The organism is Oceanobacillus sp. B139/18 (assembly GCF_055524595.1).
In genome coordinates, this window is sequence record NZ_JBVFXI010000006.1 from 239663 (window position 1) to 261707 (window position 22045).

At 33.4% G+C, this 22045-nt stretch carries 22 protein-coding genes; 6 read left to right on the forward strand and 16 right to left on the reverse strand.

Features of this window, described 5'->3' with window-relative positions:
* Positions 1-10 precede the first annotated feature (10 nt).
* From ACZSMY_RS17640 to ACZSMY_RS17665, 6 genes are all read right to left on the reverse strand, one after another.
* A complete protein-coding gene (locus tag ACZSMY_RS17640) occupies positions 11-523 on the reverse strand; it encodes a TRAP transporter small permease (protein WP_465148074.1) in 513 nt (170 codons plus the stop codon).
* A gap of 17 nt (positions 524-540) precedes the next feature.
* Positions 541-1824, reverse strand: a complete 1284-nt coding sequence (locus ACZSMY_RS17645) for a TRAP transporter large permease (RefSeq protein WP_368901479.1) — start codon at positions 1822-1824, stop codon at positions 541-543.
* Positions 1821-2741 carry an NAD(P)-dependent oxidoreductase gene (locus tag ACZSMY_RS17650; RefSeq protein ID WP_332094464.1) on the reverse strand — a complete coding sequence of 307 codons (921 nt, stop codon included), beginning with the start codon at positions 2739-2741 and terminating at the stop codon, positions 1821-1823. Before ACZSMY_RS17650 ends, ACZSMY_RS17645 begins: the two co-directional genes overlap by 4 nt.
* A 107-nt stretch (positions 2742-2848) precedes the next feature.
* On the reverse strand, positions 2849-3331 hold the full coding sequence (locus ACZSMY_RS17655; RefSeq protein ID WP_368901478.1) for a PPC domain-containing DNA-binding protein: 483 nt from the start codon (positions 3329-3331) through the stop codon (positions 2849-2851).
* Between the two features lie 50 nt (positions 3332-3381).
* Complete coding sequence (locus ACZSMY_RS17660; protein WP_256705164.1) at positions 3382-4398, reverse strand: TRAP transporter substrate-binding protein; 1017 nt, start codon at positions 4396-4398, stop codon at positions 3382-3384.
* Between the two features lie 247 nt (positions 4399-4645).
* A complete protein-coding gene (locus ACZSMY_RS17665; protein ID WP_256705165.1) occupies positions 4646-5362 on the reverse strand; it encodes a FadR/GntR family transcriptional regulator in 717 nt (238 codons plus the stop codon).
* A 260-nt stretch (positions 5363-5622) separates the two neighbouring features.
* Here ACZSMY_RS17665 and ACZSMY_RS17670 point away from each other — a divergent pair, with 260 nt between their 5' ends.
* From ACZSMY_RS17670 to ACZSMY_RS17680, 3 genes are all read left to right on the forward strand, one after another.
* On the forward strand, positions 5623-6015 hold the full coding sequence (locus tag ACZSMY_RS17670) for a helix-turn-helix domain-containing protein (protein WP_042529646.1): 393 nt from the start codon (positions 5623-5625) through the stop codon (positions 6013-6015).
* Positions 6016-6181: 166 nt separating this feature from the next.
* Positions 6182-6493, forward strand: a complete 312-nt coding sequence (locus tag ACZSMY_RS17675) for a helix-turn-helix domain-containing protein (RefSeq protein ID WP_256705166.1) — start codon at positions 6182-6184, stop codon at positions 6491-6493.
* Between the two features lie 164 nt (positions 6494-6657).
* Positions 6658-7026 carry a helix-turn-helix domain-containing protein gene (locus ACZSMY_RS17680; protein WP_465148115.1) on the forward strand — a complete coding sequence of 123 codons (369 nt, stop codon included), beginning with the start codon at positions 6658-6660 and terminating at the stop codon, positions 7024-7026.
* A 390-nt stretch (positions 7027-7416) separates the two neighbouring features.
* Here ACZSMY_RS17680 and ACZSMY_RS17685 read toward each other — a convergent pair whose 3' ends face one another.
* The gene (locus ACZSMY_RS17685) at positions 7417-8103 is read right to left on the reverse strand and encodes an SDR family NAD(P)-dependent oxidoreductase (RefSeq protein ID WP_465148075.1); all 687 of its coding nucleotides are present in this window, start codon (positions 8101-8103) and stop codon (positions 7417-7419) included.
* Positions 8104-8256: 153 nt separating this feature from the next.
* Here ACZSMY_RS17685 and ACZSMY_RS17690 point away from each other — a divergent pair, with 153 nt between their 5' ends.
* From ACZSMY_RS17690 to ACZSMY_RS17700, 3 genes are all read left to right on the forward strand, one after another.
* On the forward strand, positions 8257-8835 hold the full coding sequence (locus ACZSMY_RS17690; protein WP_042529640.1) for a TetR/AcrR family transcriptional regulator: 579 nt from the start codon (positions 8257-8259) through the stop codon (positions 8833-8835).
* 399 nt (positions 8836-9234) lie between these two features.
* Positions 9235-9906, forward strand: a complete 672-nt coding sequence (locus ACZSMY_RS17695) for a PadR family transcriptional regulator (protein ID WP_465148076.1) — start codon at positions 9235-9237, stop codon at positions 9904-9906.
* Positions 9907-9928: 22 nt separating this feature from the next.
* Complete coding sequence (locus ACZSMY_RS17700) at positions 9929-10303, forward strand: VOC family protein (RefSeq protein ID WP_465148077.1); 375 nt, start codon at positions 9929-9931, stop codon at positions 10301-10303.
* A 667-nt stretch (positions 10304-10970) separates the two neighbouring features.
* Here ACZSMY_RS17700 and ACZSMY_RS17705 read toward each other — a convergent pair.
* The 9 genes from ACZSMY_RS17705 to ACZSMY_RS17745 all read right to left on the reverse strand — a co-directional run bounded on the left by ACZSMY_RS17705 (position 10971) and on the right by ACZSMY_RS17745 (position 22023).
* The gene (locus ACZSMY_RS17705) at positions 10971-12302 is read right to left on the reverse strand and encodes a UDP-glucose dehydrogenase family protein (RefSeq protein WP_465148078.1); all 1332 of its coding nucleotides are present in this window, start codon (positions 12300-12302) and stop codon (positions 10971-10973) included.
* A 70-nt stretch (positions 12303-12372) separates the two neighbouring features.
* Complete coding sequence (locus ACZSMY_RS17710; RefSeq protein WP_465148079.1) at positions 12373-13632, reverse strand: O-antigen ligase family protein; 1260 nt, start codon at positions 13630-13632, stop codon at positions 12373-12375.
* 171 nt (positions 13633-13803) lie between these two features.
* Positions 13804-15276 (reverse strand): lipid II flippase MurJ, encoded by a 1473-nt coding sequence (locus tag ACZSMY_RS17715; protein WP_465148080.1) that lies wholly within the window; start codon positions 15274-15276, stop codon positions 13804-13806.
* A 25-nt stretch (positions 15277-15301) separates the two neighbouring features.
* Positions 15302-16384: a polysaccharide pyruvyl transferase family protein gene (locus ACZSMY_RS17720; RefSeq protein WP_465148081.1), complete on the reverse strand. Its 1083-nt coding sequence runs from the start codon at positions 16382-16384 to the stop codon at positions 15302-15304.
* 44 nt (positions 16385-16428) lie between these two features.
* A complete protein-coding gene (locus ACZSMY_RS17725) occupies positions 16429-17388 on the reverse strand; it encodes a glycosyltransferase (RefSeq protein WP_465148082.1) in 960 nt (319 codons plus the stop codon).
* Between the two features lie 104 nt (positions 17389-17492).
* Positions 17493-18533, reverse strand: coding sequence for a glycosyltransferase family 2 protein (locus tag ACZSMY_RS17730; protein ID WP_465148083.1), 1041 nt, complete (start codon positions 18531-18533; stop codon positions 17493-17495).
* Between the two features lie 117 nt (positions 18534-18650).
* A complete protein-coding gene (locus ACZSMY_RS17735; protein WP_465148084.1) occupies positions 18651-19796 on the reverse strand; it encodes a glycosyltransferase in 1146 nt (381 codons plus the stop codon).
* Between the two features lie 14 nt (positions 19797-19810).
* Complete coding sequence (locus tag ACZSMY_RS17740; protein WP_465148085.1) at positions 19811-20725, reverse strand: NAD-dependent epimerase/dehydratase family protein; 915 nt, start codon at positions 20723-20725, stop codon at positions 19811-19813.
* Entirely contained in the window at positions 20722-22023 is a 1302-nt protein-coding gene (locus ACZSMY_RS17745; protein ID WP_465148086.1) for an ATP-binding protein, read from the reverse strand. Before ACZSMY_RS17745 ends, ACZSMY_RS17740 begins: the two co-directional genes overlap by 4 nt.
* Positions 22024-22045 lie beyond the last annotated feature (22 nt).

Genomic DNA, 22045 nt, shown 5'->3' on the forward strand with positions numbered 1-22045 from the left:
ATACTATCTCCTATATAGAAGACGCTTCATTATTTACTATCTCATAATGACTATCTTTCTTATTCGTTCTTTTTATCATATGATCTACGGCATGTACTGCCATAATGAAACCGGATATCGGAATGATGAAATAGACGTACCCCATGGGAATCCCTGATTGCAGGCTGACTACATTCATATTAAGTACCGCTAACTCGGATCCATAATAGATAAATAAAGCAAATAGAATCAGCGCAAAAATATCCTGCAGGGCTTCCACATATTTTGCTGCTTTTCCTCTTAATTTACTGACGATAAAATCCATTCCCATGTGCTCTTTCCGTTTAAAAGCAATCGCTGCACCGATAAAAGTCAGCCATACAAACGTATATCTTGAGATTTCCTCCAAGGACGCAAAGGAAGTGTTAAAGAAATTCCTGCCAAAAATCATGATGACCAGGCTGCCTGTCATTACTGCTGTAATTACAACTAACAGAAGTATGCATAGCCTGTCCAAGCCTTTACTTACCTTTGAAATCAACATGTAGTTCCACCTCTTTTCTAACCATTTAATAAGCTCGGTATAAATGTAATAATCTGCGGAAATACGAGCATGAGAATAACGCAGGTTAATAACACGATGACAAACGGGACAAGGTCTCGCATCAGTTCGTCAAACCTCAAATTCGCAATCCCGGCAGCCACATACGTACATAAGCCTACTGGAGGCGTCAACAATCCTACCCCTAATGTTGCAATTAATACAACGCTGGCATGAATCGGGTCGATTCCAGACGCGACAATTACCGGAGCAATCACAGGAACCGTCATAATAATAGCTGCATTGGCATCTAAGAACATTCCTAAAAACAGGAATAACAAAATAAACATAAGCATCAGCAGAAAAGGCGACAGATTCATGTCAATCACAAAACCAGCCAAACTGCTCGGTACATCGTTAATGGTCAACAAGTAAGAAAATGCGGATGCGCTAATAATAATCATCATAACCGTGGCAGTCATTTTGCCAGAATTAATAATAATATCCTTCAGATGCTTGATTTTTAACTCTCTGTAAACGAAGAAACCAAGTATCATTGAATAAAGAACAGCAACAACTGCCGCTTCCGTTGGAGTAACAACCCCGGTAATAATCCCAACAATGATAATTGCTGGTGTGACCAAAGCTAAAATACCTTCTTTTCCTTTCCCGAATACATTTTTAAATGAGAAAGGAATCGATGACTTATACCCTCTTTTTATCGAAACCACCGTAGACGCTGCTAATAAAGCAACGCCGACTAAAATCCCTGCTCCGATACCAGCTAAAAATAAATCCGCTACCGAAAGACCGGCAGTGAAGCCCCATAATATCATCGGGATACTTGGCGGTATAATAATCCCAATAGGCGATGAAGCAGCTGTAATGGCTGCTGAATACTTGGAGCTGTAGCCCTGCCTGACCATCGCCGGGATTAGTATCGTTCCTGTAGCAGACGTATCAGCTACAGCAGAACCAGAGACTCCTCCGAAAAACATACTGGCCGTCACATTTGTTGCTGAGAGACCGCCTGGCAGAAATCCGACAAGCGCATCTGCAAAATCTACCAGACGTCTGGTTACACCACCCTTTTCCATGATATTACCGGCAAGGATAAAAAACGGGATGGCTAGTAGCAGCCAGGAATTCGCACCAGAAAACATCTTTGAAAACACCTGTGTCATCATACCAGAATCTATCATCAGCAAGGATAGGATAGAGGCTCCTGCGAGCCCAAAAGCGACTGGTATTCCCAGCAGCAAAAAGATAAGAAAAGATACAAATAAAACGACGGCCGAAGTCATTGTATTACCGCCTTATTCCGTTTGATTACTTCCGTTTCTGCTAACGCTTCGTATAACGTAATCACAGCGGAATTATCCTTCCCGCCTTCCCCTTTCGCCTGCAATGTTTTAAATAGTTCATGGACAAGCGAGGTGGCATATAACGGTACTTGAAGCTCTTTCCCCACTTCCAGCGCTAAGGAAATATCTTTTGTATGCAAATCGACCGTAAAGCCCGGTTCAAAATTCCGATCTAAAATAACCGGCATTCTATCCTCCAGCGCCCAGCATCTTCCAGAGCCATTCAAAATAACCTCACGCATAATTTCCGGATCGACGCCTCCTTTGACACCTAACGTAAATCCTTCTGACATGCTGACCAGGTTTACTGCAGACATCAGCTGGTTAACAATCTTCACTGTCTGACCGCTCCCAACTTCCCCGCAATGAATAATTTTTTCTCCCATGATTTGCAGCAATTCAAGTGCTTTATAGTAATTCGCTTTTTTTCCTCCAACCATAAAGGTCAATGTTCCATTCATAGCTCCACTCTGGCCGCCGCTGACAGGCGCATCGAGCATGTCGATGTTCTTTTCCTCCAGCTTTTTATTGATTTCCTTTGTAACCGTGGAAGAAATACTGCTCATATCAATAAGTAAAGCTCCAGCCGGCAAACTCTCTATTAGCCCGCCCTCTCCAGTCACTGCTTCTTTCACATGCGGACTGTTTGGCAGCATAAGCAGTACCATATCAACCTGTTTTGCTAATTCTTCCTTCGAGGATGCAATGGTCACACGCTCCTGATATGGAAGCCGCGCTGCTTGTTCGGCATTAATATCAAAAACGACTAGTTCTTTGCCTTCCCGTAATAAATTGCTGGCCATAGGGAAACCCATGACACCTAAACCGATGAAACCAATTGAATTTTTGTTATTCATATCGTATAATCTCCTTATAATTGATTTGCATAGCCATCTGAACAACATTGTCGGAGATGTTCTTGGTTCAGATGGCTATGTCTTTTTTAATGCGTTATTTTAGCCATCTATTCTTTTGCTTTCGGGTTAAATTGAATTAGTTCTGTCTCTTTATCATAATTACGATACATATGCACATGTTTTACTTCATTAATGACCAGATCAACAGTTGTCAGAACTGGAGTTTTATCCTTCACCATGTGCCCGCCGAATACCTTTCCTTCTTTATCACACATCGTAGCGTGAAAATGTGTATCATAATCTCCATCCCGCTGACAAACAACGCCCGTACCGTTTAAAAACTCGACTGGACCGTCTGCCACAAATAATTCGCCATATCCGGCACCGACGACAGATTCTTCTTGCGGAACGAGATACATATAGGCTGCTTCTTGAAAACTGCCAAAGCAATTGGCAATAGACGCATACGTAATACCATTCGCTTTACAGATTTCTTCGATCCCTGTAATTAAATCCGTTCCTGGCAATAATCTCCCTGCTACGGTTTTACCAATTTCTCCAGTTGCATACTGTACTCTTGTTTCCTTCATTATGTGATACATCCTTTCTAGCAATTTATTTTCTAATAAAACATGTCTTTCTAATTTGCTGCAGCTTGTACTTCTTCTAAGAATTGAACAAATTCGCTGCCATACTCTTCTTCATAGACTGGATAAACGTCCTCTACAACTTGTTTAAACGCCTCCCAATCCAAATCTTCCTTATGAATAATTTCTATTTTGTCTTCTAATTCGGTTAGGATTTCTTCATTTTCTTCGGCAGCTTCTTCTGCCCAAAGCTCTGCCGTTTCTAATGCCGCCTCATCCAATGCATTCTGCTGATCCTTTGACAGCTGCTCCCATATCGAATCACTCAACGCCAGTACATTGGGTGTGTAAGCAAAATCCATGACTGTCAGATAATCCTGTACTTCATAGAACCGCTGTCCTTCAATATGCATTAACGGATTATGCTGGCCGTCCACAACTCCCCTGTCCATCGCTACATATAACTCTGAAAATGATAGCGGTATCGGGTTCGCTCCAAATTCCTGTAAAGCAACGCTGTACGATTGTACTTCTGGACTTCTTATTTTAAGTCCTTGTAAATCCTCCGGTGTTTCAATAGGGCCTCTTGAATTGGTAATCTGTCTAAATCCATGCTCCCATAGAGAAAGGGCTTTCAATCCTGCGTTTGCTTCGAGATTATCCAAGACTTCTCTGCCAATCTCTCCATTGTTGACCGTTAAGGTATGCTCGGTATCTTCAAATAAGAACGGTACTTCAAACGCTTCCATGACATTGTAGCTGGAAGCAAACAAGCCTGCGGAAATAATCCCTCCATCGATTGTTCCCATTTGCACCCCTTCCACAAGCTCTCTTTCGTCACCGAGCTGGGATGAATTATAAATTTTAATTTCGACGGATCCGCCTGTTTTTTCTTCTACCAATTCCGTAAAGATATCTGCTGCTCCTTGTTGCGGACTGACCGGAGCCCCAACATGCCCAATACTGATTTCTACTACTTCTTCTTCCGCATTCGTTTCATTGCCGGAATCCCCACAACCATACATGACGAGAACAGTAAACAGCCCTAAAATAAAAATGAGTTTTTTCACGAAACGTATTTCCCTCCCTTTTGCATTTTTTTATTTTCCAGACAATATAGCTTTGCATCACCCCCTTTAAGGATATAAAACGAAACTTCATTCAGTGGGAGTGTTTGTTCTTCTCCCACTGAATTAGCCTAAGTGATTCAGTGAGTTAGCGTCCGTTATCTCCCGCCAAAATAAATTTGTGTTTACTCTTTATTTGAAGGCGGGAGTTTTACGGACGCATCTCCGTGATAAATCATAGATTAATTACTTAGCTATCCTTATTTTGATTAATTTGCTCAAACAACCTCTGTTCGCCGCGTTCCAGATGTGCTTCCATCACCTTTACCGCCTGCGCAACATCCTGTTGTATAATTGCTTCTAATATCAATTGATGCTCCGCAATCGAGTTCTTCACATGCTCGGGATTCTTCAGTACATTTTCAAACCATTCTTCCAGCGACATTCGAATTAAATCCAGCAGATTATAAATCATTTTGTTATTACTCGCCTTAGCTATAGTCATATGAAACATCAAATCATTTTTCTTATTGTGATGTACCTTTCCTTCTTGCTTCATTTCATTAATCCAGGATTCTAATTCGATGATCTCTTCTGCTGTCCGGTTTAAAGCAGCCCGCTTCACAGTTTCCAGTTCTAAAACCTTTCTTAATTCAATCAATTCGTTAAAAGGAACCGGATCAAGGTATAGTCCCCATTGCAGCTGTTGTTTAATATCATCCGAATCCACTTTTCGCACAAAGGTGCCTTCCCCTAACCTTGCTTCAAGCAATCCCATGGAAGTCATACTTTTAATCGCTTCTCGGATCGTCGACCTCCCGACACCAAACTGTTCTGCCAGATTTCGTTCAGGAGGGATTTTATCACCTATGGACAGCTCCCCTTCTTTAATCATTTTCGTAAACTGATTCATTATAATCTCACGTATCGAATCTCGTTGCGGTATTTTTTCAAATAGTGGTTTCATTGGTTTTCTCCTGTTAATGGTAGTATGTCTCATGGTCTGACCTTTGAGAGCTTATGTATTTAAATTTTTTTATCTACTCTACTAACCTTTTATCTCAACACAGAGTAGCTCAATATCAACTAACTATTCTAACTATTAAAATTCATTATACACAAACAAATATTGTTTGTATATACATAAAAACAATTAATTATTGTTCAAGAAAAAATAAACCTTTTATGACGATATAATTTTACTAATAGTAAGGAGGAAATCTATACATGGACGTGTTTAAAGAACGGTTAATAGACCTTCGAGTTGAACTTGGATATAAGCAAGAGAATGTAGCCAAAGAACTGAATCTAACAACAAGCGCATATGGTTATTATGAACAAGGTAAAAACGAACCTTCATTAGAAACACTTTATAAAATTGCTAATTTCTTTCAAGTATCCATTGATTATTTATTAGGCATAATAGATACTCCTCAACATCCTGTCTATTATCCAATTTCCAATGAACTAACTTTGAATGAGTCGGAATTAAGTGCTATTCAAAGAATGAAGGAATTAAATCTTCTTGAAAAAGTCGGTGAAAACTCTAAATTAAATACAGAACGGTTAAACCGCTGTTGGGAATTTATAAAGACAGAGTTAGCAATTGATGAAAAATAAAGCAAGTTATTATTGATAATGAAACGAGCCCGCTCTTAATAGGAAGATATTTGGATGCAGACTCGTTTTTTACTTCTATACTTACTATGCTTCTAAAAAAATATTGTCTCCTTTCTTTTTCTTAGTTAATTTAGCAGTTAGATGATTCTAAAAGGGGCATGGTACGATGAATAACAATAAAATTGGCAAACAATTAAGAGCACTTCGGAAGTCAAAAAATATGTCTACACAAGAACTCGCTGATAAAGTTAGCGTTTCACAATCATATATAAGTAAATTTGAAAATGGGCGCTCAAAACCAGATATAGAAATGCTAGAAAATATATTAAAAGCACTTGATACCAATCTTTCAAGCTTTTTCGCATCGGAATTAGAAGAGATGCCGGATGATTTAATTCTGCTTATTAATACGGTGAAAACATTGAGTCCGGAAGCTCGGAGGAAATTGAATGAGTTTTTGGAGATAGTGAGGGAATAGAGGTGCTTAAGAGAATCTGGTGATTTCAATGAAATGATTTCAAACTCTGCTCTGCCAGTTACACTCAATAGAAAACTTGTTTCAATGGAATCAAGTAAGTGAAAGTAAAATTTTACTGATAGTTAGGAGGGGATTTATATATAGATGTATTTAGTGAAAGAATAATAGACCTTCGTATTGAACACGGATATAGTCAAGAAGAGGTAGCTAAGAAATTGAATGTGTCAGCAAGCGGGTATGGTTATTATGAACAAGGCAGAAACGAACCTTCATTAGAGACACTTTATAAGATTGCGGAATTCTTTCAGGTATCCATTGATTATTTATTGGGTAAAATAGATACTCCTCAGCATCCTGTCTACTATTCCGTTTCTGATGATTTGGCTTTGAATGAATCTGAATTGAGGGCTATACAAAGAATGAAGGAGTTAGAGCTTCTTGAAAAGATTGGTGAAAATCCTATGGAGAATGAAGAGCATTTAAGCCGTTTTTGGGATTTTTTGCAGAATGAGTTAGCGATTGATGATAAATAACGTGTGTTATATACAGATAATAAAAGAGTCTACTTTTAATGCGAAGGCATTGGAATACAGACTGATTACAGCCATTGAAATGTACCACCTCTGACATAGTTTTTACCACTGAATGACACGGAATGTACCAGTAAATGACAGGTGATTACCACTTCACATAAAAAACATACGTATATTAAATTATAAATGTTATGCTTGTTGTACGAATTTGATTGGTTTTCAATCCGAACAGTATTCAACAATCGGGCCATTTAGTTGAATAATACTTCCTAATAAAACAGGATACTCATGTTAATTTTGACAGAGAGGTAAATAGCTAAATGTAGCACTAAGTACGGGAAAAAGAGATAAGACAACTATCATTTCAATAGTTGTCTTATCTCCTTTATATTAATTTCCGCCAAGAAGTATAGTTGGATCGAGTCCTGGAGGGAATACTTCTTCAAAATGGTCATTATTCTCATATAAGTTATACCATGCTTCAGCAATAAGATCTGGGTCTCCTTCTGTTCCAGGTTGTATCATGGCTCCGATTGAAAGATGTCCGATAAACACCCCTTTTTCTTTCAACTCATTGTGCAGGTTTAAGGCATAATTACGCATACCAGCCCCAACGATTCCGGCATTTCCCGCAAGTGGTAAAGGGAAAATAGTAGATACGCCTGTTGTAAATAATATGGCACCAGAACCGTTATTTATCATGTCTGGTAGCACCTCATTCACGGAAAGAATGCCGGCCAACAAATAGCTGTTCATAATATCTACTACACTTTGCGGCTTCGTTTCAAGAACAGAAGTGAATATATCCTCCTTAGCATAGGGGCTAAATTCTAGTACATCAATCGAACCGAATGCTTTTTTAGCTGATTGAATGGCTTGTTTTAAGGCAGCTAAGTCCGTAACATCGGCTAAAAAAGATTGTGTTTCAATATTTAGTTCCTTGAGTTCACGTTCGATAATTGCTAATTTCTCAGGATTCCTCGCAATGGTCGCTACCCTAAATCCCTTCTCTCCGAATTTTTTTGCTATAGACAATCCTAACCCAGGGCCTGCACCAACGATAGCAATAGTTTTCATTTTTTATAAACTCCAATCTGTGATATATTAAAACAACATGTGTTGCTTTAATGAAAACTATACAGCCAATACATTTTTACAACAACCAACAATCTACTGCCGAATGTTGCTATAGCAACAACATTACGAAATTGTCGGGTGGGAGGTGAGACAATGGCATCGAAAGTAAGGAACCTACGTATTACACAAACAAAACAGTTCTTAATTAATGCTTTTTACAATCTAGCTTCTCAAAAGGATTTTGAAAAAATTACAATAGCTAATATAACAAAGGAAGCGCAGGTTAACCGGGCTACATTTTATGCACATTTTAATGATAAATACGATTTAATTGACTATATTATGGGGGATTTTGCCTCAGCATCTATCGAAAGTCATACTTTAGATGATATGAAATTCGGTGAGGAGACCATACATCAACTCATTTTTGCAGTATACGATTTTTACCAACAACCGAATATTGAATGTCGCAGCAGCTATGGTAAATGGGCCTTACCTCAAATGAAGGAAAAAATACTAAATGAATTAAAGAGTTTTTTATCAAAAAGTTTGGATTATAAGTATTCAGATATTGAAAAGGATATGTTCGTGCCAATCTTATCACAAATCATTCATGAAGGTGGATTGCAATTGTATCTTGGTAAACATACCTTAAAAAAGGAAGAAGTAGCCAAAAAGATTGCATCATTTGTAGTTGGTGGATCTCAGTCTTTTAAAGGAGTGTCACGCTAACAGGTAACGTTAGTTCAATACCGTGACTTTCTAGGTTAGTGTGTCTAGTCAATGACTGCTTTTTTTCGAGTCCATTTAAGTTATTTTGCTCGGACGAGAATGTCGTTAGAGCATAGAGAAACGCCAAGTCGAACATGGCCGGGGCGTAGAGTATACATTCGTTAAAATATTGACGGTTCAGTTTTCCAACAAACAGGCGCTATCCTTAAATAAGGATAAGCGCTTATTTTTCATTGTAGGACCTGAATAAGAGAGGGCATTATTCTAAGTAAAGCGTGTTATAGGTAAAATGAACTGAAGAAAGTATATTCACCAACTTGACAGTTAACGATATATCGTTTATTCTTAGCGTAACGATATATCGTTAACTTAAAATAAAATTAACAGGAGGTTTTGAATGTGTACAAAAGACCTGATATGGCCCAATATCCTTTTTTAAAAGGACAGAGTCATTTTTATCATCATGGTGTCTTTAGAGGCAACAGATTCGACGCGGAAGTTGGGATAGGAAACGGTAACTTTGACGGGCAAGGCAGACCTCATATCTTCGCAGGCAAAGAATCTGGTGAGGATACTAGTGGTGAACGTTTCTTCGGGCGTGGTGATCTCAAGATTGTCTTATTAAAATTGTTACAAGAACAATCAAGACATGGATATGGATTAATCAAAGAGCTTGAGGAAAAGTTTAAGGGGCTTTATTCGCCTAGTCCCGCTTCCGTTTATCCTATTCTACAGATGCTTGAGGATCAAGATTTAGTTAATGTAATCAAAGAAGGTCGGAAAAAAGTTTATCATCTTACAGATGAGGGGCAAGCCTTTTTGAAAAAAAACCAAGATGAAGATCCTGTTAACTCAAGAATGAATGTGCTTGAAAATGTGGACCTGGACGAAATTCAGACTTTAAGATCTGACATTCAGGGTTTATTCCATGAATTTTTCAAGGTGGGCCGTCAAGCTATAGAAAAACCCGAAAAGAAGGAACAACTACAAAACCTGCTCGAAAAAACACGGGCAGAGCTTTTGAAAATAGTTGATGACGAAGAAAAAACTCAGATGGACAATAATTTTTAAAAATATATAAGGAGACTTTAAATTGACAATTACACTTAACCACACAGTGGTATTCGCTAAAAATAATGATAAAGCTGCACACGAATTTGCAGAGAATATGGGCCTAAAACTTAATGGTTATGAAGGGATAGACAATAAGTTTGCAGAAGTGCAAGTTAATGACGATCTTTCTGTTCTCTTTATGACAATCGAGGATGATACTCCACAACAGCATTTGGCTTTCAGTGTTGATGGACATACTTTTGACCAGATTCATGAACAACTTCGTAAAAGGAATGTAGCCTTTGGGAACAGCCCGTTTGAAACAGAAAATCGACGCACAGATCACCCATTTGCTTCCCGTGGGTTGTTTTGGACCAATTTAGATGGTTGCCTATTTGAAGTTATGACTGATTAGCCATAATCAATGTTGATAAAAACGTTGGATATTGCAAATATGGACTCTTTGGTTCTGCCTCAATCGGGCGCGATTGTTGAACATCAAAAGCCTACGTTATCTTAAATCTCCCAATTGGTAAATGCGGTGGCAACAGGTGGTAAGTTCTGTGGCAATCACTGGTAAAAAAGATGGCACAAGTGGTACATTTCCTTGGCCGTAATCATACAGACTCTTTTTTACTTCTATTATGTTGTCTCAAAATGCAGTGACTCTCTTTATCTTAATAGCTAGTTTAGTAAGACTATCTATTTGAAAAAATACACCTAGATGCAATAAAGGATTATATCATGACTATTATTTAACATATTTTAGCAGGTGATAAGAAATGATCCCACACTCCAGTTCATAAGATTGATCCATATAAAAGCAGCCCAAAATAAGTGCTTTCTCAAATTACTTTTAATTCAGTAAGTTTAATGTTTGTTCTACTTACTACATAAACAATGAATGTAAAATGAGAGATCAACATATACACATATTATAAGTATAGAAACGACCCTTGATATTCCTCATTCTAAATATCAAGGGCCCTCCTACTTATCAACTCTTCAATTCATAATAATATCTATATGCCCAACCGTAAACTGCTGCTAATAAATATGCTAGTTAAATCAAAATGCACTAATTAATTTATATTCTTAACCGGTCTGCCAATAGAATGATACTCCACTCCATTATCAGCCATTTCTTGAACATCATAAATATTTCTACCATCAAACACCAATGGAGTCTGCATTAAATCTTTATACTGATTCGGGGTAACAGCTTTAATCTCTCCCCACTCTGTGAAGATAAGACATGTAGCTGCTCCTTCTAAAGCATCTTCCGGACTATCCACGTAAGTGATATTCCCCTGCCCGTGACTTCCTTCTAAATAAAACTGTTTAAAATTATCCACCCCGATTGGATCATATGCATAGATATCCGCTCCTTGTTCTAATAACAATGGGATATTTGCAAGTGACGGAGCTTCACGAAGGTCATCGGTACCTGGTTTAAATGTTAAACCCAGTACTGCTACTTTGATACCTTCAAACGTTTCTAACCGCTGCTTCGCTTTATCATACAATTTCAATTTTTGTTCAGAATTTATCTTAATCGTTGCTTGCATTGTCCTCAAGTCATATCCATATTGTCTTGCAAGATACTCTAAAGCACTAGTGTCTTTTGGGAAACAAGATCCCCCATAACCAATACCAGCATTTAAGAACTTGCTGCCAATACGGTCATCATAACTCATTCCTTCAGCAACATCTTGAATATCTGCACCAACCAATTCACATAGGTTTGCAATATCATTCATGTAAGAGATTTTTAAAGCAAGAAAGTCATTAGAAGCATATTTAATCATCTCAGCAGAACGACGATTGACAGATACAATTGGCAGGTTAAACGGTGTATAAATCTCTGTTAAAAGATTCTCTGCCCATTCACTCTCCGTACCGATAACGATGCGAGCTGCCTCTAATGTATCTCTTACTGCTGATCCTTGGGCAAGGAATTCAGGGTTAGACGCTACTTCAACTCTCACATCATTAACAAGCGAATCATTGACAAGTTCTTCTATTTTATCATTCGTGCCAATTGGTACAGTTGATTTGACTACAACCAAACAATCTTTTGCCACAGACTCAGCAATTTGTTTTGCTACTGTTTCTACATATTGCAAGTTAGCTGATCCATCTTCTTTTTCTGGTGTGCCTACCCCAATAAATACAGCATCCACTTCTTTATATGCAGATGGATAGTCCGTAGTAAAATGTAGTCTGCCAGCTTCAATATTTTTACGCATTAATTCTTCTAATCCTGCTTCATAAATAGGAGAAATTCCTTCGCGCATTGTTTTTACTTTTTGTTCGTCTATATCAACGCAAGTTACGTTATGTCCATTTTCTGCCATGCACACGCCGGTTACGAGGCCGACGTAGCCTGTTCCGGCTACTGCTAGGTTTTTCATTTTATAGTTACTCCTTTTATACAGTATTTTAAGTCATTTGGAATAATCTTATTAAATATCTATTTATTTCTTATTGTTTAAGTTTATTTTCTGTTTTAAGATTTATATTTTCATTAATATTACTCCAAGCAAAGATTATACCAAAAGCAATAAATGCCGTCATTTCATTGAACCCAGTTTGATTTATAAACGCTACAGACACATACGCAGTCAGCCAAGCATATAAAGCTGCAGTTGTTTCCATCGAGGTACTATTTCCAATCTTCTTTATTGAAATTATTAATCCAATAATAAGTATAATATAACCTAATAAACCCAATATACCATATTGTACAAGCCAATTAAATAATGCTGAATGAGGGCCCATCCCATACTTTGAATAAATTGTATAATTCCCATCTATAGCTCCAAATAAGAAGTAATCAGGTAAATCTTCAAGGTAGTCAAGCCATATATCAGTTCGTGCCTCTTCTTCAATATTTATGCCCCCCTCCATTCTTTCACTAAAGTTTTGTGTAAGTTCTGGAAAAAACACAACGGTAAGGGCGACAATAATTACTCCAATAATAGTAATATTTATCAGCATTTTAAATTTCCTAATAAAAAGCAAGTAAACACCAAATGAAATTACAACAGATAGCAGTGTAGCTCTAGAAAGCCCAGCTATTCCTCCAAAAGCCATAATTAAAAATAAAGAAAACAGAAAGAACCTTTTAAATTTTGATTTTTCTATAGTAGAAACTGCAATCGTTAGCCACCCAATAGACATATAAGAAATAACAGCTGCATTCCAAAAACCTCCACTAAAATGATAACCTTGAACAAGAATACTCCTATCCCCTATCATTTCTGGAAACAATAATACAGGTAAAACTCCTGCTATTGCTGCACCTATCCCAATTCCCCATACAGAATTTTTTACTCCATTAATATCTCTAATCGTTCCTACTATTAGAACCATCAGAAAAAGAATTAATAACGTGTGGTAAAATTCAAAAAAGTACCTTCCACCAGGTAAAACCCAAGCAGGACTCTGGACAAATAAAATAAAAAACTTAAGAAAAACTGCCAAAAATAATACTATCCAATATTTTACTGTATTAAGTGAAAATCTATTAACAATTAATAAATTATTAATTATTAATAGAAAAAATAGCACACCAAAAAGAGCATAAAAGGAAAGTTCTAATAAAAAGTTAAGTACGCTAAGACCAATAAAATTAAAATAATCAGCTGAATTCCTTAATCCTGCTATTAACACTAATATAAATAATAAAATATATATATAATTTATCCTATTACTTAAGTTTGTTCTTTCTGTTTTAACCATAAAATATCTCCTATTTTTATATAGCTTTAATTTATTCTTCTTAAAAACTTACTGTATATTACTTGATATCAAGGTTAACTGCCTAGTAAAATTCTAGACATGTCATCCACCTATTTCTATCAAGAACATTATTAGCACTTAGAATTTAATTCTCAATAAACCTATCATCCATTACAATTCTAATTTAAACACTTTACTTTTACTGACAAATAGCAGGAAAGCAAATAAGGCTACCGCTAATATAGAATAGACCAATAAAGCTATTAATGTATTATCTATAATAATTATAGATTTAATCAATTTTAAAACAACTACCGAAACTATTGTTATTAACACTATTTTACCATTTTCAACAAAAAAACTTTTTTTGTTGAAAATAATTTCAAATTTCTTACCGAACCTTATACTTATAAAGAATAAACTTAAAAATGATGCTAAAACAGTTCCTATAGCTACACCATATAATCCTATAAGGCTTGAGAGTATCAAGCTTATAATAATATTTAAAACACTAATAATTATACTATTTGTAAATGGTGTAAATGTATCTTTATTCATATAAAAGTATCTATAAAGCAAATCTCTAATAGCATTGGTTGGAAGGGAAATAGCTAAAATAAGCGCAACGATAAATACTACATATGTATCATTACTAGTAAATGAGCCCCTTTCAAACAGAATACTAACTCCTTCTTTACCACTTGAATAAAATAAAAGAATTAATAAACACATTAATACATTTACTAATAGGATATAGTTAACCAAACCAGTTTGTTGTTCTTCATGGCTAGACTTTTTTACTAATTTCGGATAAACAAATGATGTTATGTTTCCTAACAATAATAAATTAATCATGCTAATAACTGTATTAGCATAGTTTAAGATTGAAATACTTCCTACAGGTAGTCTTGCAGCAATTAATGTATCTATTAATAGTGATATTTGATAAACACTTGTACTTAGCATTATTGGGAAAAAAAGTACCATCATTTCTTTAAAATTTTGATTCTTAAAGTCATAGTTTAAACTAAACGAAAATTGAGTGTTTCTTATAAAAGCTACATGAAATACTAAGCTTAAAACAGCTGCAAATAGAACTACAAAAGCATAATAATAGATATTATTATTACCAAACAATAACATAACTACTAACACAATATTAGAAAAAAGTATAATCAGCTTTTGAATATTAAATTTATCATTAAATTCCAATATCCCTTTAACCAATTGGACTATTGCATTTATCAAACCAGTTATAGCAGTAAATATTAATATATTTGATGCTATAGTTATAAAATAATTATTACTTGTCCCACCCGAGAATATTATTATCTCTTCTCTAAAAAGGATCATAAGAACTAATAATATACAACCCACAGAATATATAACACTTATAAAAATATTTATCCCTTTTTTATTAACTTTATCTTTTAAATATGGGATAATAACCGTAGAAACTCCTGCTCCGATAAAACTATATACAAATGTTGAAATTCGATTAGCAAGATTAAAAGCATCCAATTCCAGGCTAACCCCAAAATAAGATGCAATTATTGCTCCTTTTATTAAGGTAAAAAACTGTATAATAATTGTCAATATAACCATGGTGTTTAATTGCTTTAATACCTTTTTATTGTTATTCAAAATAAACACATCTTTCTATCAATAGCTACTTCATTAATAATTTGTCTAATTCTTTAAAATGGTCATCTGATTTTTTAATTTGTTCTGAGATATCAATCGTATGTTTCTTTAAGTCTTTATAAATTTCCTCAGGATTTAATTGATTAATAGTCTTAAAATCAGAATATATCCCTTTGAAGCCAACATCTTTCATAACATTTATCATTTTTTCACTATAAGCTATTGGAGTAACATTTTTTTGAAACAACCATCCTAGAATCATAGCATGAAATCGCGCTGCAATTAAACAGCTACAATTGGAGATTATTTCAAGAGCTCCATTTAAATCTCCTCTATAATTATATTGTTGAACATGCTTCAAATAATCTCCAGGTAAAATCTTCATAATTTCTTGTATAGCTTCTTCATCACCTTCGTGTTTACAAAAGGACATGAACTTCACACTATATCCTTTATCTATAAATTTAATAGCAACATCTTTCATTTTTTGATAGTATGGTTTATCATAGCCAGATAGATAAGGTCTATAAGATGGTTTAATAACAGAAATAACCATTGATTTATCATTTGTGTTTTTCACTTCATTATTAAGAGAGAAAACTATATCATCTGCAATTCTTACATTATCTAAGTCCTTAAATAAATTAAAAGAATAAGTATCTCTAAAACAGATGTCTGTATACTGCAAAAATAATTTTTCATATTCCTTATAATAATCTTCACTTTTAAATGGACCAAAGTTAGCTCCTAAGACATAAAAAGGTTGTTTTTTATGTAACATGCTTTTTCTTTCTTCAAGAATCGACTTCCAGTTTTCATTTTGCTGAAAAATTGATCCACCTATGTATACAGAAGCATCACAAGACTTAGAAATAAGATTTCTCAATACATTCTTATTGTTTATTTTCCGCATAAAATAATTTATTGCTCTATAAAACACACTAGAAGTTGAATAAAATTCTACATTACTAAAATTAAATAATTTTTTATATTCTTTTGGAGTAAATAAAATAAACTTTGTATCAGGATATCTCTCAAATAAGATTTTTAAAAATAAGTCATCTCCTAAATTTAACTTCGTATATGCATAAACCATTACTTTACTCATTATAAAATACCACCTTGAAAATCATTAAATTTCTTTTTAGCATATCACTTACTTTTATCAATCTTTAATACTGAAGATTTAATAGTCTTTTTTAATCTATAATAATAAAACAAGAAAGTAATCTTTTTTCGCTTTGGAATATGTGACATTTTATATTTCATATCAATTTCATCATAATTATTAAATAAAGAAGCTGTTATAACTCTAATTCTTTTCTTTATCAATGCAATCTCATTTTTTTTATTATAATGACTAAATAGATTATGTAGTTCATCAAGCACAACACATTTTGAATCAAAAGATTTTTTTCTTGCTAATATTGACTTAGAGGTCATAGTGGAACTTGGTCTATATCTACGTTTATAAAAAGAGCTAGGCTTATACATCATATTGTTAACATTTAAAAATATTTCTACGGTAAACAATTCATCTTCATGTATAATCCCTGGTTTAAATCGAATATTATTATTTATTAATGTATCTTTCTTTAAAATAAATAAAACTGGTGAAGGAGAAAAATATAAATTATTTAACTGTAAACTCTGTTCTTTACTGTATACTTTCTTTGAGTCAAAATAAGCATCAAAATTATATTGTTTCTTATTTAAATTCATTTTCATATTATCGGTAAATGGTTCCGCAGAAAATCGAATCAAGTCTAAATAATTATCTTCTATTTCCCCTACTAACTCTTCAAATGTATTAGGAAGAATATAATCATCTGCATCTATAAAAGAAATGTATTTGCCACTTGCATGCTCAATTCCTCTATTTCTAGCAGAAGATTGTCCTGCATTCTCTTGAGAGATAACCTTTATATTTCCATACTCAGTAGAGTATTTATTTAAAATCATCAAGCTATCGTCTGTACTTCCATCATTTACAACTATTATTTCTACATACCTATAAGTTTGATTTATTACAGAATTTAAACATTCCTCTAGATAATCTTCTGCATTATATACAGGTATAATTACCGTTAATAGAGATGAGATTTCACTCATATTACCATCCTCAACAATTTTTTCTAGTTTAATATATAATATATTAAATTAAATAGTTTTATAGATTTTATATTGATTTGAAAGTAATCATCGTGTAAAAGCTATTAACTCTTAAGTATATTATATACATGTTTTAATGAAATTTGAATTTTTCTTTTCATTACTTTTTTCCTATTAAAGACTTTACAGAGTTCACAATATAATTTCATTTTATTTTTCAGACTCATATTAATTTTATTGATTGCAACTATTGATGACTCAAACAAAATTCTATTAAACACTACAATATTAAACAACTCTGTATTATAATTACAGTTTTTCATTTTTTTCACTATTATTATTACATTATTTATTAAAAGATCACTATTTGTTTTTATAGGATTATCAGTAAAAAATGAATTAAATATATCAACTTCTTTTTTATCTAAATCAAAGCCATAATACGAAAGTGCATCTCTATGAATAGAATCTATAATTTTCTTTCTTTCTTCACCTTTTTTTGCTTTTGAGTTTCTAGAAATATTTGAATGACCAATTCTATATTTAAGGAGAAATTCAGGCATAATACATAACTTGCCAATTTTCGATATTTGTAACCATAAATCATAATCTTGTGCAACGAAAAAGGTTTCATTATATTTTAAATTATAATTATCTAATACACTCTTTCTTATCATAGATGAAGGGTTAGCTAAGGGATTGGAAAATAAAAGTTTTATCTTAATTTTTTCAGGGTTAGAATACTTATTTGTCACTTTTCTATTTAATCTACCACCAAAGGTTTCATAATAAGTTCCAACTGCAGAAATTTCATTGTTCATTTCCATAAACTCTACTTGCTTCTTAATTCTATCCAACTTAGATATATCATCTGAATCCATTATTGCAATGTATTTACCACGCGCCTCCTTCAATCCAACGTTTCTAGTATAAGGAATTCCTTTATTTTCTTCGTTATTTATTATCCTAATTCGCTTATCATCATATTGCTTTATTATTTCCAAGGAGTTATCTGTTGAAGCATCATTAACAATAATTATTTCTAAATTACTATATGTTTGTTCTAAAATACTTTCTAAAGCTTCTGAGATATACTTTTCTGCATTATATAAAGCTAAAAAAACTGTTACTAAAGGCTTGTCCATATTCCACCTCAATCAACGCATTTATCAAATTCCACATCATAAATGCTATCTTCTATTAAACATATTATTTTAATTCTATATATATTATCTAAGTTCTTTAGATAATTTCACAAAATTTTAGAGGATATCTAATTCTTTGTTATATATTCTTATTATTTTGCTTATTATAGTTGATTCACTAAAATTATTGTAAGCATCACTTGAAATTACTTCTCCATCATAATAAGATCTATTCGTATATATTTTTAAGAGTTTATTTTCTAAATCCTTTTTATTACCCTGTTTAAATAATTCACCTTTCGTTTCATCAATATAACTATCCAAAGGACCATTTTCTATTGATATAACAGGTTTACCACATGCCATCGCTTCAATAAATGGAACACCAAAAGTTTCAATAATACTTGCTGAAACAAAAGCATTACTTTTTTGAAGCATCTCCGCAGTTTTTTCCCTTGGTAAAAACCCATGCATAACAATTCTATCATTCATATTTAAATCATTAATTTGTATTCTTAGTTTGTTATATAAAGGACCATCACCAACAATATTTAAAAATACCTTGTCATTTTCACGAAAGGTTTTTGAGAAAACGTCTATCAAAAAGTCAAACTGCTTAGTTTCTACCAATCTACCAATAGCAATAAAAATAAAATCATTTGTAGATGCTAATCCTTTATTGTAATAGAAAGCTGGTGATACCATATTCGGAATTACTTGAATTTCTTTATCTGTATTAGTAATCTCTTGTATACTTTCTTTTAACTTCTCTCCAACAGAATTAAAACTATTCGATTCTTCTACTATGACATTTAGTAAATCAACTCTATATTGTTCAAGTTCTTTTAATTGAATTTTACTCCAATGTTCCGTTAATACAATTGGGACGTTTAATTTCTTTAAAAAACTCCATATTTCCATATTTAGATTTAAGAGTGGAAAATGAACATGAATTATAGATGGTTTACCTTCTTTTTCAATAATTATTTCTAACAATTTTTTAAATCGTTTTTGCTTCAATTGATCAAATATTTTTTTCGGTAATCCCCCAATTGGAAAATGATACCCATAAATAGATATATCGTTAGATTTTTTGTTTACATAATTAAACACGCGCAATCTTTTTATTGAGCGTGTATCACAAAAAGCATACACAGTTTTAAATCCATGATTATTTACAGAAACCGCCTGTTCATACTCGAAAATACCCATCATTCCTGTTTTTTCATCTGGATAAGCTCTTCCAACCACTAAAGCATACATAAATATCCACCTAACTATATATTCTTATAATGCTCAAACAACTCTTCAATCATAAGACTTATATCATAACGAGGTTCCCAAGAAAAATCATCATAAAATAGTTTACTATCAATTAAATTATTAAAACTATCTTGATTTGGATTAACTTCAACTTCCGGTTCTGTTATTTTTCTTTTCTTTGCATTATTTAAAACTGCTTCTACTATCTCTAACACTGTATTCGAATAGTGACTTCCTAAATTATATATATGATTCCATTTAATTGAGCTTTTATTTATCATAGCTATTAATGCAGATGTGGCATCTTGAACTTCTAAATATGACACTTTTTGTTGTCCGCCATTAACTATGATTTTTTCCTCGTTTAGCACTTGCTTAACAAATTTATTTGTCATCCTTACTTCAAAATCTTTGCCTGTCAAACTTGCTAAACGTATATTGGAATAATTAACTTTTTTATCTCCACAAAGAGAGCTTACTATCTTTTCTCCAGCATACTTTGCCATTCCATATAAAGATTGAGGAACAACTTCAGCTGATTCATCCGATAATGATTTAGCTTTTTGGCTATAGACACTTTGAGAAGAAATATTTATGATATTATTTATATTTAATTCGATCGATTCTTTTACTAATTTCTCTGTGAAGTCTAGTCCTTTTGCTAAAGACGCAGAATCAGAAGATCGAGGGAAAGCACAATTAACAAGAACATCAATTTTTTCTTGTTTATCAAGTTTTTCAGTCCAATTTTCTGTTTCCAATACTTCCAAATTAGAATACTTTTCAAATTCACTCTCTAGATTCTCTTTTTGAGAAGTAATTGCTATTACTTTATTATTCTCAAACTGCAGTAGTTGCTGAATTAACTGTCTTCCTAAAAATCCACTCGCTCCACTTACCAATATTGTTTTTGTAATTTCTTTACTCAAACCAATACATCCTCCTTGAGTTCCTTGGTATCGAACCCTTCAAGTAACATACTTTCTCCATCTTCTGAAGTAACATTTAGAGTGTTATATATCTTGTCTAGTAATTCTTTTAATTCCTCTTTGTTATCTGCAGTTGCAAATACTCTCAGAATTATTTGTTTCAATGTCCCTTTTGCAAAGGTTGGAATTTCTTCACCTTCCTCATGAGCTAATACTGCATCTATTATATTGGGAATAGCTTTTATTTCATCTAAGCCCTCAATATTTTTTATTACTCCTGGTTTTATCAAGAAAGACACGTTAAACCCAATTTTATTCCAAGATGATATTGCTTTTTCTTTTAATTGTGGTTCTGCTTTTGTACCAGTTAACGCATAATCAATCATCATTTCAAGTGGGTTATATCCACAAACTTCTTCTAATAGTTTATATTCTAATGTTCCCGTAAGTCGATAACCAATATCATAGATGATACATTGTCCTTCTTCTACTAAGCATTGCATAAATACCATACCATTTTGCATACCTAATGATTGAAACATTTTTTTAATCTTAGAATCTGTATCTTCAACATAATTCTTTGTATGTACCGATGGAAATGTATATGCTACTGGCAAAGGGATTACACCATCTTGATTATGTTTTACATGTCTATTCCCAATTCCTGAAAGATAGATTTCTCCATCTTGAAGAACATAAAACACAGTTACCTCTTCTCCATTAATATATCGTTCAACAAGGATTTCTTTTTTTTGAGAGAATTCTAAAGCCTTCTTGTAATTAGTAATCAATTCATCCTTATCATTACATATTGAGATTCCTCTAGCACCACTATTATCAGCTGGTTTTACTAAAACAGGATATTTAATATTCTCTAATTTATCTGTACTCAAATCTTCTTTTGTAATTTGATACTCATCTACTACAGGTACATCAAAATCCTTACAAAGCTTTTTATATGTATTCTTATTTGTTAAAACCTCAAACTGTTCTTTAGTTCCATAACAAGGAATTCCAGCTTTTTCGCATATCTCCGCATAATAAGGTAACACTGAATCAGTAAAACCTGTAACCACACCATCAATTTTTTCGTCTTTTATTAATTTTACCATTGCTGGTATATCTGATGTGCTAGTCATAAAATATTCATCAGCAAGTTGTTTAGCAGGAGACTTTTCTAAAGGATACCAATCCGTAACCATTGTATGAATGCCCATATCTTTTGCTTTCCTTATAATTTCACAAGAAATACGTGATCCACCTAAAATTAAAAGCCTTTTTCCTTTTAATTCACCCATAATAACACCTCAAAATTATTAT

Coding starts and splice junctions, on each gene's coding strand:
- ACZSMY_RS17735 (WP_465148084.1), bottom strand. CDS start 19,796: ATGTATGCTTTAGTGGTTGGAAGAGCTTATCCAGATGAAAAAACAGGA.
- ACZSMY_RS17705 (WP_465148078.1), bottom strand. CDS start 12,302: ATGAAAAACCTAGCAGTAGCCGGAACAGGCTACGTCGGCCTCGTAACC.
- ACZSMY_RS17685 (WP_465148075.1), bottom strand. CDS start 8,103: ATGAAAACTATTGCTATCGTTGGTGCAGGCCCTGGGTTAGGATTGTCT.
- ACZSMY_RS17640 (WP_465148074.1), bottom strand. CDS start 523: ATGTTGATTTCAAAGGTAAGTAAAGGCTTGGACAGGCTATGCATACTT.
- ACZSMY_RS17690 (WP_042529640.1), top strand. CDS start 8,257: ATGGCATCGAAAGTAAGGAACCTACGTATTACACAAACAAAACAGTTC.
- ACZSMY_RS17645 (WP_368901479.1), bottom strand. CDS start 1,824: ATGACTTCGGCCGTCGTTTTATTTGTATCTTTTCTTATCTTTTTGCTG.
- ACZSMY_RS17745 (WP_465148086.1), bottom strand. CDS start 22,023: ATGGGTGAATTAAAAGGAAAAAGGCTTTTAATTTTAGGTGGATCACGT.
- ACZSMY_RS17710 (WP_465148079.1), bottom strand. CDS start 13,632: ATGGTTAAAACAGAAAGAACAAACTTAAGTAATAGGATAAATTATATA.
- ACZSMY_RS17720 (WP_465148081.1), bottom strand. CDS start 16,384: ATGAGTAAAGTAATGGTTTATGCATATACGAAGTTAAATTTAGGAGAT.
- ACZSMY_RS17675 (WP_256705166.1), top strand. CDS start 6,182: ATGAATAACAATAAAATTGGCAAACAATTAAGAGCACTTCGGAAGTCA.
- ACZSMY_RS17670 (WP_042529646.1), top strand. CDS start 5,623: ATGGACGTGTTTAAAGAACGGTTAATAGACCTTCGAGTTGAACTTGGA.
- ACZSMY_RS17655 (WP_368901478.1), bottom strand. CDS start 3,331: ATGAAGGAAACAAGAGTACAGTATGCAACTGGAGAAATTGGTAAAACC.
- ACZSMY_RS17730 (WP_465148083.1), bottom strand. CDS start 18,533: ATGGACAAGCCTTTAGTAACAGTTTTTTTAGCTTTATATAATGCAGAA.
- ACZSMY_RS17725 (WP_465148082.1), bottom strand. CDS start 17,388: ATGAGTGAAATCTCATCTCTATTAACGGTAATTATACCTGTATATAAT.
- ACZSMY_RS17665 (WP_256705165.1), bottom strand. CDS start 5,362: ATGAAACCACTATTTGAAAAAATACCGCAACGAGATTCGATACGTGAG.
- ACZSMY_RS17650 (WP_332094464.1), bottom strand. CDS start 2,741: ATGAATAACAAAAATTCAATTGGTTTCATCGGTTTAGGTGTCATGGGT.